Raw genomic sequence first — 15,684 nt, 5'->3', positions numbered from 1 at the left:
AAAAGTGACTATTATCATAAAATAACTAGCGATAAAACAATTCAAACGTTTTCGTTAATAAGTATTTAATAAGTATGAAAGAATTTACGGAGTTTAAGATTTGTTTTTTGTCTTTTTATCCTTCATAGTCATATAATCGGGCAGTAAATCATTATCATCATTCTTCTTTTTTTCCTGCTCTTTACTTTCATTTTTATCTTTTTTGTTTTTACCCGAAAAGATAATTTGAAGTAATTCTTTGAACGAATCAAACTCTACATTATAAGACAAACCAACACCTTGTGTATAGCCAATTTCTTCACCAAAGTTTCTAATACTATTTTCTCTATTGAATACTTTAGCTCTTAATGTACCATCTTCATTTAGCAATAAATCTATTTGAACATCTCCACTAATAACCGTTTGGCTAGCACTTCCAAATGGTACACCTACCTTACCGTTTACTAATATTTTATCACTTATTTTGGTTTGAAGTGTTAAACCAAACTTATTGTTAGTCTGTAATTCTGGTGTGTCTTGGCCTAATTCAAAATCAATACCGATATCTAAATTTCCATTATTTGTACCAAAAAGGTTGTTTACAATTCCTGTTAATCGTTCTGAAATCGTCCCTGTGAAGTTAGCACCTCCTAAACTGCTAGAAAACCCTCCTGTTGCTAAAAATATTAAGGCTTGATTATCGCGTTCGTCCTTAGAAGACAACCTATAATCTAACTCAGATTTAACGGTTGAACTCACATTAGGGAATCTAAAATCGAACTGTGGATCTGGTTGTTCTAATTTGCCTGTTAAATGAATTTCGACTTCTACATCGATACTCTGATTTATAGGATTATCTAATAAAACGGAAGGATTAGCATTGCCTTCATAAACCGCTTTTAAGTTTAGTTCGGCATTTAGAGGATCACCTTCCCATACAATACTTCCTCCTTGTTCAACCTTAAATTTCTTTTCTACAAAGCCACCGTATTTAAAATTGTAAAACCCTTCGTAAACCACAAAATCTCCCCACATGTTGAAGGTTCCGTTGGTATTTATTAAAAAGTTTAAACCACCTACTCCTCGTCCTTTTATAGTGCTTCCTGCTTCTTTATCTATTACAATTTCAATAACTGCGTTTTCGTTGACATTTAAATCAAAATCTAAGACTAAACCTTTAACTTCAATTTGCTCTGAGATTTCTCCTTTAATTCTGGCTGCTTTCTCTTCAGGACTTAAAAAATGAATAAACGAGTTGTCACCAAAACTTTCAGAATCATTAAGCGGTATAAAAAACTCTGTTCCTGCTTCGGTTCTTCCATTTATAACTTTAATAGTGAGTTGATCTGTTGGCCCTTTTATTTCTGCTTTTCCTGAAATAAATCCTGTACCATAATATAATTCGTCTTCAGATTCTTCTGTGTTTAAAACCAAAAGTCGGTCGGTATCTAATTCTAAACCTAGTTTCCAATCTGAAAAGTTATTGTGTGCAATAAAGCCATTTAAACTTCCTTTAGAAAAGTATTTAGAGTCCGTCATGGAAACATCATTAAAAATAAACTGCTGACCTCTTAGTGATACTTTTGAATCGAAATCAAAACCATAATCCACGTTGAGATATGGAATGGACATACCCGCTCTATCGAGCAAGAGCTCCCCATAAATAGCAGGTTTATTTAAGCTTCCGGTTACATTAGCATAACCAGAAACCAAACCTCTTATATTATTAATAACCCCTTCTCCCAATGGATTTAAAGGATCTAGCAAAAACTCTTCGAACTTAACGTTTAAATCAATTACAGGATTCTTCTCTGCGACATCTATGGTACCTTTTGCGTCTAATGATTTTAAATTATCATTAACTAAAGTAACATCGACGTTATAATTGGTAATAGAATTATTCCCTTCTATTTTGGCTTTAAGATTTCCTAAGTCGTAATCATTTACAAAAAACCCGCTGACTTCTACATTAGATTTTGGTAAATAAACGCCTGCATTCTGAACCAAATCTAGATGTCCATTTACAATACCTCTTAGAGCCAAACTGTCAATTCGGGGTGTTATTTTCACCAATTGCACATCTTTAAAATCTACATTGAAGTTCTTATTAATAGAGTCTTTTACTTGGCCTGAAACTAATATTTCTTCATCCTCATGTGTAATCCGTATTGGAAAAATATCAAAAGCTTTAAAATCTCTATCAAAAGTCACTTTATTTAAGGTGTCCTTTTCTGAATTTAAAAGCCAATCAAATCCTTTAAACTTTACTTCAGATTTTCTTAATCCTACAACAGATTTATTTGCTTTATCTATAGTATAAAACAGACTTAGATTAAAGTCATCTGTATTATTAGTTCCTCCTTTAAATTCAGACTTAATTAATAAAGTATCCCTCTTGGTAACGTTAATGAGGCTAAATTGAGAAGCGTTATAAATGCCTGCACTAAGAGTATCAATTTCCACAAACGTATTAAATAGAGGATTACTGTTATCAATACTAACATTAATATTATTAGCAAAGTAATCTTTAAATTTAATTTCTGGCGAATTAAACGTGAGCTCAAACCCTTTTTCATCGGTTTCTATCCGTCCTTCAATAAACGTGTTTTTACCTAAAATAAGGTCTTTAAAAAATACCGTTGCGATTTTAGAATAAATGTTAAATCTAAAATTGATATACTGATCTTTTCCTACAACATTCGGCACAAAATTGGTATAAATACTTCCCACAGAATTCTCAACTAAACCTAATATATCCTTGGTTTTAAACTGACCTGTAATTTTACCATTAATAATGTCTGGTGAATTAATGGCTAAGGTTCTTTCATTATTATCAAAAGAAGATACAATATCAAAATCTTGAAAACTGTAATCACTATCTTGATTTTTATAGGTGGTGTTCTTAATATTAATGGCACCAACGGCATTATCTATAGTTGTACCTGTTGCAGACATGGTTACTAAACCTCTAAATTCTGAAATACTATCTCGTGTTACAAAATTTAATTCACTAAGGTTAGCATAACCAACATTGGCTTTAAAGTCGAATTTTTTAAGGTCTTCAGAAAAATCTGCTAATCCATTAAAATCGAGTTGTAAATTAAGGTCTTCAATTTTTACAATTCCGTTAAAAATACTATTTCCAAGATCACCAGAAAGCTTTATATCTCTATAGGTATAACCGTTATAGTCTAATACAAAAACATCTCCTTTAACATCTGTTCTAAGGTTTTTAATTGTAAACCCTTTTCCATCAACATCAAGATTTAAAGAGGCATTTTTAACTAGTGGATCATTAATGAGCTCACCGATATTAAATTCATCCAACACAATATTTCCTACGTAATTGGCATTATCAATATTATCGATATTTGTAAGCAGTAAATTAGATTTTATAAAACCCAAATCTGTGTCTATTTCTAAATCTGCTTCAACACGTTTAGCGGTGATAAATGATGTTCCCTTTATGTTAAAATTCCCAACCTTAGAAATAACACTAGGAATAGAGTTCCCTAATAGTCTTGGTAATAAAGCCGTTAAGTCTCTATAATTCGACGCTAAATTTTGAAAATTTCCTTGTAAAGCAAAACTATCGTCCTCTTTACTAAACAGGTTTTTAAATGTAATATCCCCAATAATTCGGGTATTGGTCGTTGTGCTTATATTGAGGTTTTTAGCTTCAAGATTGTTTAATGTCCCTGATAAATCGGCATTAAATGCTGCATGTTGGTCTGTACCAAACTCATCAAAAAACACATTTAACTCTGTTAGTGAAATATCAGAATCTCTAAAGCTTGCGACCACATTTACCTTGTCTGTAAAATGCTTAAAATCTTCTCGGTTGTAATCAAATCTTAAGTCTCCTTTTATTTCCGATTCTTCTGACTTAATGTTAAGATCACCAAAACTCATATGATCTAAAGTGTACTCAAAATTTGCCATTAAGTTCTTAACGGCTATACCTCTACTATCTCTAAAGCTGAATTTATTAATTCGAGATCTTACCTCAGGACCATTAATTAAGAAGTTGGTAGTATTTGCATTGAGTTCTGTAAACTCAAATATTTCTGGTGTTTCTAAATTTTCATCAATTAATCTAAATATCCCATTTTCAATGGAAACATCACTCGATGAAAACAAAAACTCACTTGGACCAACTCTTGGGTTATCGCTATCAAACTTTGCCACAAAGACATCTAAATTAGTATCTGATTCTCCTTTATACGTTTTTAGGTTAAAAATAACATCCTGAAGGTCAATATCACCAAAATTGAGTTTGCTATTTAATAAATTTTGAAAGCTAATTATAGAGCTATTTAACTCCCCAACACTGATCAGTGTATCCTTTTTATAATCTCTAATTAATATTTCTTTCAATTCAATATCCCCATTGAGTTGAAGTCCAACGCGACCAATATTTATATTAGTTTTAAAATCGCTATTAATTCTATCTGTAGCATATCTCCCTAACTTTGTTTGCACAGCTGGAATAGATAACACTAGAAACAAAATAAAAAATAGCAACACTATAATTGCTACTATTTTTCCTATTATTTTGAATATCCGTTTGATAGAATTTATGAGATTTAATTTTTACACCAATTAAACTTCAAAATAATCGATTAAATTAGTTTCTTTTATCCTTTTTATTTCATTAAAAAATAGAACCGTAGCTATGGCTATGCTTAGATTTTTTATATCTTAAAAAGAAAAAATAATTCAAATTTATTATCAACCATTTTAAAATTCATTTGGTCTGATTTCTTATTACCTTTGTCCATACAATACGTTGTTAAATAAGGAAAAGGACTTTAACTGGTAAAATTAACAATTATTGTGCCCAATATCGACTATGAAAAAAGAAAATATTTACATCCTCGGAATTGAGTCGTCTTGCGATGACACAAGCGCAGCAATACTATGTAACGATCAAATTCTAAGCAATGTTGTTGCAGATCAGAAAATACATGCTGAATATGGTGGTGTTGTACCAGAATTAGCATCGCGTGCGCACCAACAAAACATTGTACCAGTGGTACACCAAGCCATAGAAAAAGCCGGAATTAAAAAGGAGCAATTGAGCGCTGTAGCTTTCACTAAAGGTCCAGGGTTAATGGGCTCTTTATTAGTTGGCACCTCTTTTGCCAAATCGTTGGCTTACGGGTTGGATATTCCTTTGATTGACGTCAACCACATGCAAGCCCATATTTTAGCCCATTTTATTGACGAAAAAGATCATAAAAAACCACCTTTCCCTTTTTTAGCCATGACTATTTCTGGTGGACACACGCAGATTGTAAAAGTGAATAGTCATTTTGACATGGAAGTTATAGGTGAAACTATTGATGATGCCGTTGGCGAAGCTTATGATAAAAGCGGAAAAGTTTTAGGTTTAGGATATCCTGCAGGACCAGAAATTGACAGACGTGCGCAACTCGGAAATCCGAAAGCGTATCAATTTACCAAACCAAAAGTTGATGGCTTGAATTTCAGTTTTTCAGGATTAAAAACGAACATTCTCTATTTTGTACAACGCGAAGTCAAAGTAAATCCTAATTTTATTGAAGAAAACTTAAATGATATCTGTGCGTCTATTCAATATACTATCGTTGGAATTTTAATGGCTAAATTAAAACTAGCTGTGAAGCAAACTGGCATAAATCATATTGCAATTGGCGGAGGCGTTTCAGCGAATTCAGGTATTAGAAAAGCACTTAAAGATGCTGAACAAAAATTTGGATGGACGAGTTATATTCCAAAGTTTGAATACACCACCGATAATGCTGCCATGATTGCTATTGTTGGATATTTAAAATATTTAGAGAAAGATTTTTCGGATTTTGATGTCATGGCTACGGCACGATTGAAAATATAATTTTTGAGTTTATATTCTTAAAAACACTATTTACCAATTAGATTTTATTATCCTGCTACTTCTGAGTATCTCAGTGAAAAAGTTGTACACAGAGATTCTCAGAAAAAATAAAATTCTTGGAGAGAGAAGTCATCAATTCAGGTCTAATTTTTAGATCTACAAGATTTTTGCACATTACAAAAGAGTTTCTTTTTCAAAATTGTTAAAACATCTGTTAATATTCTTACATTCTTTACTTCAATTATAACCTAAAATTTAGTTGCTTTGCAGTACCCCAAAATCTAACTAAATTCAAATCTAAATTATGAAGCATTTATTTACACTTTTACTTTTAATTCCTTTATTCAGTTTTTCTCAAGAGTCTTTTGAAAAACAACTCGATTCCATTTCAACGTCAGAGGAAGCAACGGCGTTTTTAAAAGAAAACAAACCTAAACAAGGTAAATTATCTACATATAATAGAGAAAAACATAAAACCAGATTAGCCAACGACCTGTTTAATCTTTCTAAAGGTGGAAAAAAAGTAACAAGAACCGACTTTAAAAAAACCTTTTATAAAGTTGTGGATAAATCTGATGTGGATCATTTTAAATTTGACATTATTGTAATCGATGCGTTTAAAACTTCAGAAGAAGAAGCCAAAATAAAACGAGAGAAGGTCTTTGCATTATACCAACAAGGCTATAAGTTTAAAGATTTAGCAAAGCACCACTCTTCAGGAAATACAGCAAAAACAAAAGGTGATACCGGATGGATAAAAGCTGGTGATATGCCTCTTGCTTTTGATGCTGTGGCAATACATGAAAATCATGACATCGGAGATGTTTTTCCTATCGACGATATTGAAAATAAAAAATATTATTTAGTTCTTAAAACCGAAAACAGAACACCAATTGAAGAGATTACAGTCTTAAAATTCACTGAAGATATTGAATAATGCAATTATTTTACAATCCAAATATTTCTGAAAACGATACAAGCTTTAGTTTTGACAAAGACGAAAGCAGGCATATCGCAAAAGTTTTACGCAAAACTATTGGTGACACGTTGCATATCACCAATGGAAATGGTTGGTTGTTTACTGCAGAAATCACATTAGCAGATCAGAAACATTGCACGGTTGCTATTACTTCTAAAAGCCTACAACCTAAAAGAGGTTATAATTTACATTTAGCTGTTGCTCCAACAAAAATGAACGACAGGTACGAGTGGTTTTTAGAAAAAGCAACAGAGATGGGTGTAGAAACCATTACCCCTATTATTTGCGATCATAGCGAACGTAAAGTGGTGAAGACCGAACGTTTTGAAAAAATCATTCAGTCCGCAATGAAACAATCGCTGCAATGTTATTTACCAAAATTAAATGCTCCAGTCGCTTTTAAAGACTTCATGAATCAAGATTTTACAGATCAGATTTTTATTGCTCATTGTGAAGAAACAGATAAAAAATCTTTAAAATCGCAATTAAAAACAGCATCAGATTGTATCATTTTAATTGGACCAGAAGGAGACTTTAGCGTTAAAGAAATCGAAATGGCCTTGGAGCACCATTTTATTCCCGTAACTTTGGGTGAGACACGCTTAAGAACAGAAACGGCTGCTATTGCAGCTTGCCATTCTGTGGCATATACTAATGAATAATATGAAAGTACTTTTTTCTCTTTTCTTTTCTCTCTTTTCCCTCTTCTTGTTTTCCCAAGATGTCGCCATCCTAAAATATAAAGGAGGAGGCGATTGGTACAGTAATCCAACGGCTTTACCGAATTTAGTAAAGTATTGTAATGATAATATTGACACTAACATCAACGAAAGTATTCAAACTGTAGAAGCAGGAAGTATTGATGTTTTTCAGTTTCCTTTTTTACACATGACGGGTCATGGTAATGTGTTTTTTAGTGATGATGATGCTGAAAATTTAAGGAATTATCTCATTTCTGGTGGGTTTCTTCATATTGATGACAATTATGGAATGGAACCTTACATCACTAGAGAACTGAAGAAAGTATTTCCAAATAATGAATTAATCGAAATTCCTAAGGACCACAAAATATTTAGTTCGGCATTTGAATTTCCAAATGGTTTACCTAAAATCCATGAGCACGACGGTAAAGCGCCTCAAGCTTTTGGGATTTTTCAAGATAATAGATTGGTATTATTATTTACTCTTGAAAGTGATTTAGGAGATGGTTGGGAAGACCAAGAAGTACATAATGACCCGGAAGATGTCAGAGAGAAAGCACTAAAAATGGGTGCTAACATTCTGAAGTATGCTTTTGAGAATTAATTTTTATTTAGAATAAAGATCAAAGAGTCAAGAACAAAGAAGAAATAGATTATGAAGAAGCTTTCCATAAAATATAAAATAACAGCAGCTTTATTAGTTTTAGCTTTTACATTTCAGTCTATGGAGTCTATAAATAGTCATACCTACTCCGCTGGCTTATCTAACTTTCATGCTGAATGTCCTAAAAGAATAACATGTTGCTTCGGACATTCATATCATTCAATATATAATTGCGGAAATGCAACTCATATTAATTGATTAAGCCTTTCAATAAAATTTTAAACCTAACTTTTGAGCCAGTTAAACCACTACAATTCCAATTTCAAAAAACAAACATTTCCTATCACAGTAGTTTGCGATAATGTTACCAATGCTCCAAATATTGGGAGTCTATTCAGAATTGCAGATGCTTTTGGCATTGAAAAACTCATTTTTTGCGGCTCAGATATCTCATTAGGTAAACGCATGACAAAGACATCACGTTCTACAGAAAAGTATGTTGATTACAGTATAGAAGACGCTATTGAAACACAAGTAAAAACTTTAAAGGCAAATAACTATTATATCATTGCTTTAGAAATTTCAGAAAACAGTCAGCCCATAACCGAATTTAAACTTCAAACCAACCAACCCATTGCGTTAATTTTAGGTGATGAAAATTTTGGAGTATCTGAGGCTATTTTAGAACAAGTAGATGCTATCGTTCATATTAATATGTTTGGAAATAATAGCAGCATGAATGTTGTCCAAGCTACTAGTATTGCCCTTTATGAAATCACAAAACAATTGAATGCTATTTAGATTGAAACATTTAATCTCAACATCTTTAAGTATATTTATCGCATGAAACGAGCCTGCTAAACGCAATTTCAATCAAGCAGACTATTAATAGCGAACAACATGTGTCCTATTAAAACAATAAATACAAACACATGAATTCAAAAATCATAGCCAACGGTATTTTACGAGCTTTAGGGGTTGTTCTAGCTGTAATTTTGATATTATATTTCTTATTTAAAATTCAATCTGTTATTGTTTACATCGCTCTTGCTGTTGTTATTTCATTAATAGGACGACCAATTATACTATTTTTAAGAGAGCGATTAAAATTTAACAATACCATTGCTGTGGTTACCACAATGGTTTTACTTCTAGGGATATTAGTCGGTCTTATAGGATTATTTATACCATTAATAATTGAGCAAGGTCATAATTTAGCCTTATTAAATATTGAACAACTACAAGGTAATATTGAAAATCTTTATGATCAAATTATCACCTACTTTCAGTTTAATAATATTGATATTGAACAATCTATAGAAGATTCACATTTACTTTCAAAACTCGATTTTGCTATTATACCAGACTTTTTAAATAGCTTTATTAGCGGCTTAGGCAGTTTTAGCATCGGACTGTTCTCCGTACTCTTTATTTCATTCTTCTTTTTAAAGGACAGTAAGTTGTTTGAAGATGGTTTAATGACATTTATTCCCAGCGGAAACGAAGAGCGTTCTAAGCGCTCAATTACAACCATTAAAGATTTACTATCACGTTATTTTGTAGGTCTTATATTTCAAATTTTAATCTTATTCGTAATATACACTATTGTCTTACTAGTCTTTGGAATTGATAATGCTATTGTTATCGCATTTTTATGTGCACTTCTTAATCTTGTGCCTTATGTTGGGCCATTAGTTAGTGGATTTTTAATGCTTTTATTAAGTATGTCTAGCAATTTAGGAGAAAGCTTTAGCGAAGTGATTTTACCAAAAACCACCTATGTGATGATTGGTTTTATTTTTGCACAATTGGTAGACAATTTCTTTAGTCAACCCTACATTTTTTCTAAAAGTGTAAAATCTCATCCGTTAGAAATCTTCTTAGTTATCATCATAGCAGGCATTTTATTTGGTGTAGTAGGAATGATTGTAGCGATACCGACTTACACAGCAATAAAAGTAATTTTAAAAGAGTTCTTATCAGATTATAACATCGTTCAGAAGTTCACCAAAAACCTATAGTTTCAAATTGAATAAGACACTTTTAAATATTGAAATTCAAGACTTTATAAACGACAATGTAAATTCAGACACTTCTGCTTTATTATTAAAAGGTATTCCTTTTGAATCGGTAGATTCAAAATTAATCATAGAACAAATTGAAGCGAAAAAACGGTGCCATAAGAAACTACCAACGTGGTTTACAACACAAAATATATACTACCCTAACAGGTTAAATATTGAACAAACCTCTTCAGAACTAACTGCTGAATTTAAAGCTAGTTTAGTATCTGGAAATTCGTTAATTGACCTCACAGGAGGATTTGGAGTTGATGCTTATTATTTCTCAAAACAAGTAAACCATGTTACCCATTGTGAAATTAATTCTGAATTATCCGAACTTGTAAAACACAACATAGAAGCGCTCAATATTACTAATATTATCTGCATTAACGAAAATGGAATCGAAGCTTTAAAACACATTAATACGCCGTTAGATTGGATTTATGTGGATCCATCGCGTCGTGACGATTCAAAACAAAAAGTGTTTTTACTTTCAGATTGCGAACCAAACATAAAAACATATCAAGATCTATTTCTAAAATATGCTAAGAATGTGATGATTAAAACCTCGCCATTATTGGATTTATCGGCGACACTTTCTGATTTAAATTATGTAAAAGAAATTCATGTTGTGGCCGTTAACAATGAGGTTAAAGAGTTATTATGGACCTTAGAGCGTAATTATAACGGTAACGTTTTAGTAAAAACAGTGAATTTACAAAAAGATAAATCTCAAGATTTTAATTTTAATTTCAGCAATGAGTCTGAAGCCATAGCAACTTACAATGAGCCCCTCACCTATTTATACGAACCCAATGCTGCTGTTTTAAAATCGGGGAGTTTTAATTCGGTTAGTGCGCTTCTTAATATAGACAAATTACACAAACACTCGCATTTATACACTTCTGAGACCCTTATAGATTTTCCGGGTAGACGATTTATAATTGAAAAGATCCTACCATTCAACAAAAAAACATTCTCAAAAGAAAAAATCTCGAAAGCAAACATCACCACTCGAAACTTTCCGCTTTCTGTAAGCGATATTCGTAAAAAACTAAAAGTTAAGGATGGCGGAAATAGCTATCTCTTTTTCACTACAGATTGTAATGATTCTAAAATTATTATTGTGTGCTCTAAAGTATATTAGCAATTCTTATATCATATTATTGTCTAGTTGGTATTCATTTCTTCAGTCACAGAAATCCGTCTTGAACAACAACCATATCACCTCCCCAAAGTTTAACCAAGAATGAAATATCAACAGGAAAGAATGAGGACGATCCATCTGAATTATATTTCACAGGACATTCTAATCGGTTATTATTTATAATTCGACATTTATTCTGGCCATTATCAGAAATAAATATAGCTCCAGAATCTAACTTTTCATATACTTTTTTTAGGTCGATAATGGCATATTTCAAAAATACTGAAGATTTGCTTACTTCTTTTTTAGAGCAATTTAAAATACCATAAGTAAAATAATGCGCCTTCATTTTAAAATATTCAGATTCTTTACGATCCTCATGTTTGTTTTTATCGCGTCTATAACGAATTGTAAAATCGTTGAAGGTTTTATATTTTTCTTCTCTAAAACGTTCTTGTACACTTTTTATAGCATTTCCATTTCTAAAAATGTAATCAATACCGTCCGTCATGTCAATAAATTTAGCGTAGCTCTTTTTTAACCTAACCTCTTGCCAATCAATGCGTTTATAAATATTAGGTAGTGCAATATGTTTATGCACGTAATCTGTAAACGCTCTATCCTTTTTATAACTAGACATTTAACACTTTAGAATTTATAAATGGTCACTTTAATAAAACAAACACTAAATAGATATAAGAAATTTCGACACAATTCTTATATCTCTCTGATAAATATACACTTAAATATGCGATGTAAAATATTCCGATATTTTTTTAAAAAAACTCAAAAAAATTGTTGCGTTCTTTAAAATGTTAAGTTACATTTGCATCCGCATTTAAAGAGAATGTTCTTTTGCTTATTGGAGAGGTGCCTGAGTGGCCGAAAGGAGCGGTTTGCTAAATCGTCGTAGGTGGAAACACTTACCCAGGGTTCGAATCCCTGTCTCTCCGCAAAATTTACTGCAGCATATGCGACTGTTAGTAATATTAATGATAACCAATTCGGGGTGTAGCGTAGCCCGGTTATCGCGCCACGTTTGGGACGTGGAGGCCGCAGGTTCGAATCCTGCCACCCCGACTTTTATTGAATTTTTAGAGTTTTACTCTGGAATGGTCGCATAGCTCAGCTGGATAGAGCACCTGCCTTCTAAGCAGGCGGTCCTAGGTTCGAATCCTAGTGCGATCACAAAAAGCCTTAACATTTATGTTGAGGCTTTTTTGTGTTTAACAAATACGCGTATTAATCTGTAAATCAAAATGATACACCTTTTTATTGTTAACAAGAACAAGCCTGAATTTTACAAAAATTATGACTATATATTAATTAATGAGTGAAATAATTTTTATAAGATTTCTCGATTACGCACACTTTACGCACACAAATTGATTTTTAACACTATTTTAATAAAATATGGTGGCAAATACTACAAATATAATTTCGATTACAATTTAGAGTCTATTTAAAACTCTCATTCTATCCGAGATATCTTATTTAGAGTTTTTGGCGTTCATTACCACTCGTACCTAAAACACATACCAAATTAAATAATTGAGAAAATTAAATCCTAGTAATTTTGTTTTATTTTAAACGGATAGGGCATCACTAAGCTAATACCTTAGATAATTAGTCACTTTAACTTTATATAAATCTCCAATAAAAGGCACTCCACCACTCTACTTTAAATTTAAGAAGCTATACCTTATTCAAGCCATCATATATGCACGTCCTTGTTTATGTTTTTAATTACAAAACTACTATAACCCTTCACAAACACACTTAAACCTTATCTATACTGGGATAAAACACAATATAACCATGCTACAACAACGCTATAAGCACTACATAACCACGCTATAACCTGTACTTTATATGTCTGCTTCTTGGAGCTAAATACAGACTAATGTTTGTGAAAAACACCTAATTGTTAGGATAGATTGTTGGATTGGAATGCGTTGTTGCATCCTTTTAATTATTAAGACAATATTTTAGTATTATTGAATAGTGATTACTATTTAATGGCAATTACAAAAGTACTTTAGCGAAAAATCTTTAAATTCTTTCTTGTTTTTTTTTACAGCTCTTTGCTTGTTTCAGTTATTTTAAGGCTTCTCCCAACAAACATATTTTTTCTAACCATTTTTTTTTAAAATCACTACTTGAATTTTTCATTGTTGCAATAAAAGTTACTTTAATAGGATTTATTCCACAAAACTGTAAAGTCCCTTTTTTAAATTGATTTATTGCGGGACTTTTCATTATTAGAAAATCATACCATTTTGGCGTATCCGCTGTAATAATTAAGCGTGCTGATTTACCTTTCAACAGTTTATCTGGTAATGGTTTTCCTTCAATTGGTTGATAGGTAATTCCAGGTAGAAATGTTCTGTCAATGAAGCCTTTCATTAACGCAGGATAACCATACCACCACATTGGAAATATCCACACGATATGATCGGCTTTTTTTATTTTATCAATGGCATTCACTAAATCTGGTTCTAATTTCATCCTTTTTCGATAACCAAATTTTAGATTAGGATCGAATTTCAATTCAGCAATGTTAATTTGGGTCAATAGTGAATCTGTTTTATTTGCGCCCTTAATATAAGCCTCTGACAAAGCATAATTAAAACTCTGTTTATCAGGATGTCCATTAATTATTAGTACTTGTTTCATACTTGTCCTTTGTTTTTTACAAAGAACTACACAATTAATTTTCTTTGAAAGGACATTTGTCTAGTTCGAAATCGACTTTCTTATTCGGCTCAAATGTCTTTGAGTAATACCTAAATATGACGAAAGCAAATTGAGAGGAATTAATTGTAAAAATTCAGGTTGATTAATGAGTAAATCGCGATACCGTTTTTCAGCAGTTTCTTTTTGTAATAGGAAAATTCTTTTTTCCATTTTGATATATTCTTGTTCTGCGATTAGTTTAAAAAATCTCAACCAATTAGTACTTGATTGCTCTAATTTTAAAATTTCATTTCTTGATATTGTTAAAATCTCAATATCGGTTAAAGCTTGAATATTCTCAACTGTTTTATTTTGAGATAAAAACGAAGAATAAGCACTCACAAACGAATTGGAAAAAGTAAAGCAATATGTTACTTCTTCTTCCGATGATGAATGGTAAAATGATCTAAACAACCCAGAGGTTACAAAACCCACTTCTTTGCAAGTTTGTCCTTCTTTTATAAAAAACTCGCCTTTGTTTAGTTTTTTAAGCACTACTTTTTTTTCAAATAGGTCAATTTCGTTTGCGGTCAATACATTAAATGTTTCTAAATAGCTTCTCATTTTCTCTAATGTCTTATCTTGAAATATGACTACAGGTTAAAATTTAATTTAGGTTGATAATTTATATACTATGTTTGGTGTTTTATAGTCTAAAGATACATGTAACCTTATTTAGTTATATTAATTAATTGCATTTTTTACCACAGTACTTCTTTACTGGAATAAAACACAATATAACCGTGCTACAACAACGCTATAAGCATTACATAACCACGCTATAACCTATACTTTATATTTCTGCTTTTTGGACCTAAATATAGATTAATGTTTGAATAGAAACACTTAATTAATGGTTGACTTGTCCATATAATTTGCAGTAAATAAATTTTCTATAGATAATATTCATAAAAGTTTACCACATTCCACCAGTAATTTTTCTAGATGAACCGACAACAAGCTTAAAGCCCATAAAATAAAAAAAGTACGTCCTGTAATTAAACACCTCATGCCGTTTATAGCAGACAGAGACTATAGCATTGAAGCTATTAATACCACCTTGCATAATCAAAGCGGGTTTGATCTGTATAGGGTTTTGGTTGTTATGTGTTGGCAATTACGGTTTACCGTAAGTAATTTAGAATAGAAGGTTTTATCTTGGCTTTTAATGAAGCGTACGTAACTTTACGTATAGTTTTTATTAGAAATATAATTAACTTCGTAGCTAATGACATTAAATATTTAAAACACTTGCTATTACCTATTTAATTTGTGGGATATGAGCGATAAAAGTTATGATATAACAAGTTCTACGCAATTTAAGACAAACATTGTGCTAAACAGAAAATTAAATAATAAAATATAAAATTATGGAAACAACATTGATTATTGGATTTGTGATTTTAACCATTATATTATGGTTTTGGGCAATTATTGACATAACAAGGTCGAGATTTAAAAACCCGAATATGAATACAATTTGGCTTTTAGCTGTTCTATTTTTTCCAGTTTTAGGCTCGATATTTTACTTTCAATTAAAGAAAAAATATGTAACGAAAGAACCGAGAAAATTTCAACCGAATTTTAACAGAACGGAATT

General features: G+C 31.5%; 12 protein-coding genes and 3 tRNA genes. 11 read left to right on the top strand and 4 right to left on the bottom strand.

Features of this window, described 5'->3' with window-relative positions:
* Window positions 1-93: 93 nt before the first annotated feature.
* Complete coding sequence (locus tag DFQ09_RS16815; protein WP_245940384.1) at window positions 94-4,461, bottom strand: translocation/assembly module TamB domain-containing protein; 4,368 nt, start codon at window positions 4,459-4,461, stop codon at window positions 94-96.
* A 370-nt stretch (window positions 4,462-4,831) separates the two neighbouring features.
* On the opposite strand from DFQ09_RS16815, the gene tsaD reads away from it, so the two are divergent.
* The 7 genes from tsaD to DFQ09_RS16780 all read left to right on the top strand — a co-directional run bounded on the left by tsaD (window position 4,832) and on the right by DFQ09_RS16780 (window position 11,348).
* On the top strand, window positions 4,832-5,854 hold the full coding sequence (gene tsaD / locus DFQ09_RS16810; protein WP_115812448.1) for a tRNA (adenosine(37)-N6)-threonylcarbamoyltransferase complex transferase subunit TsaD: 1,023 nt from the start codon (window positions 4,832-4,834) through the stop codon (window positions 5,852-5,854).
* A 304-nt stretch (window positions 5,855-6,158) separates the two neighbouring features.
* Window positions 6,159-6,791, top strand: coding sequence for a peptidylprolyl isomerase (locus tag DFQ09_RS16805; protein ID WP_115812446.1), 633 nt, complete (start codon window positions 6,159-6,161; stop codon window positions 6,789-6,791).
* Window positions 6,791-7,495: a 16S rRNA (uracil(1498)-N(3))-methyltransferase gene (locus DFQ09_RS16800; RefSeq protein ID WP_115812444.1), complete on the top strand. Its 705-nt coding sequence runs from the start codon at window positions 6,791-6,793 to the stop codon at window positions 7,493-7,495. The genes DFQ09_RS16805 and DFQ09_RS16800 overlap by 1 nt, the downstream gene beginning before the upstream one ends.
* Before the next feature lies 1 nt (window position 7,496).
* The gene (locus tag DFQ09_RS16795; protein ID WP_115812664.1) at window positions 7,497-8,138 is read left to right on the top strand and encodes a DUF4159 domain-containing protein; all 642 of its coding nucleotides are present in this window, start codon (window positions 7,497-7,499) and stop codon (window positions 8,136-8,138) included.
* 291 nt (window positions 8,139-8,429) lie between these two features.
* Window positions 8,430-8,939: a TrmH family RNA methyltransferase gene (locus DFQ09_RS16790; protein WP_115812442.1), complete on the top strand. Its 510-nt coding sequence runs from the start codon at window positions 8,430-8,432 to the stop codon at window positions 8,937-8,939.
* A gap of 131 nt (window positions 8,940-9,070) precedes the next feature.
* Window positions 9,071-10,159, top strand: a complete 1,089-nt coding sequence (locus DFQ09_RS16785) for an AI-2E family transporter (protein ID WP_115812440.1) — start codon at window positions 9,071-9,073, stop codon at window positions 10,157-10,159.
* Between the two features lie 7 nt (window positions 10,160-10,166).
* The gene (locus DFQ09_RS16780) at window positions 10,167-11,348 is read left to right on the top strand and encodes a THUMP-like domain-containing protein (protein WP_115812438.1); all 1,182 of its coding nucleotides are present in this window, start codon (window positions 10,167-10,169) and stop codon (window positions 11,346-11,348) included.
* Between the two features lie 46 nt (window positions 11,349-11,394).
* Here DFQ09_RS16780 and DFQ09_RS16775 read toward each other — a convergent pair whose 3' ends face one another.
* On the bottom strand, window positions 11,395-11,988 hold the full coding sequence (locus DFQ09_RS16775) for a hypothetical protein (protein ID WP_115812436.1): 594 nt from the start codon (window positions 11,986-11,988) through the stop codon (window positions 11,395-11,397).
* Window positions 11,989-12,212: 224 nt separating this feature from the next.
* Here DFQ09_RS16775 and DFQ09_RS16770 point away from each other — a divergent pair.
* The 3 genes from DFQ09_RS16770 (at window position 12,213) to DFQ09_RS16760 (ending at window position 12,536) form a co-directional block, all read left to right on the top strand.
* Window positions 12,213-12,301 (top strand) — tRNA-Ser (locus DFQ09_RS16770).
* Between the two features lie 52 nt (window positions 12,302-12,353).
* Window positions 12,354-12,428, top strand: a tRNA-Pro gene (locus DFQ09_RS16765).
* 34 nt (window positions 12,429-12,462) lie between these two features.
* A tRNA-Arg gene (locus DFQ09_RS16760) sits at window positions 12,463-12,536 on the top strand.
* A gap of 909 nt (window positions 12,537-13,445) precedes the next feature.
* Here DFQ09_RS16760 and DFQ09_RS16755 read toward each other — a convergent pair.
* Together DFQ09_RS16755 and DFQ09_RS16750 are read right to left on the bottom strand one after the other, a co-directional pair.
* Window positions 13,446-14,024 carry an NAD(P)H-dependent oxidoreductase gene (locus DFQ09_RS16755; protein ID WP_115812434.1) on the bottom strand — a complete coding sequence of 193 codons (579 nt, stop codon included), beginning with the start codon at window positions 14,022-14,024 and terminating at the stop codon, window positions 13,446-13,448.
* A 60-nt stretch (window positions 14,025-14,084) separates the two neighbouring features.
* On the bottom strand, window positions 14,085-14,648 hold the full coding sequence (locus DFQ09_RS16750; RefSeq protein ID WP_115812432.1) for a Crp/Fnr family transcriptional regulator: 564 nt from the start codon (window positions 14,646-14,648) through the stop codon (window positions 14,085-14,087).
* An 806-nt stretch (window positions 14,649-15,454) separates the two neighbouring features.
* On the opposite strand from DFQ09_RS16750, the gene DFQ09_RS16745 reads away from it, so the two are divergent.
* Window positions 15,455-15,684 (top strand): PLDc N-terminal domain-containing protein (locus DFQ09_RS16745; RefSeq protein ID WP_147298364.1); only part of this gene is annotated, 230 nt, incomplete at its 3' end.

It is taken from the genome of Winogradskyella pacifica (assembly GCF_003386275.1).
Taxonomy (GTDB): Bacteria; Bacteroidota; Bacteroidia; order Flavobacteriales; family Flavobacteriaceae; genus Winogradskyella; species Winogradskyella pacifica.
This window is presented reverse-complemented; position numbering and strand designations above follow the sequence as displayed.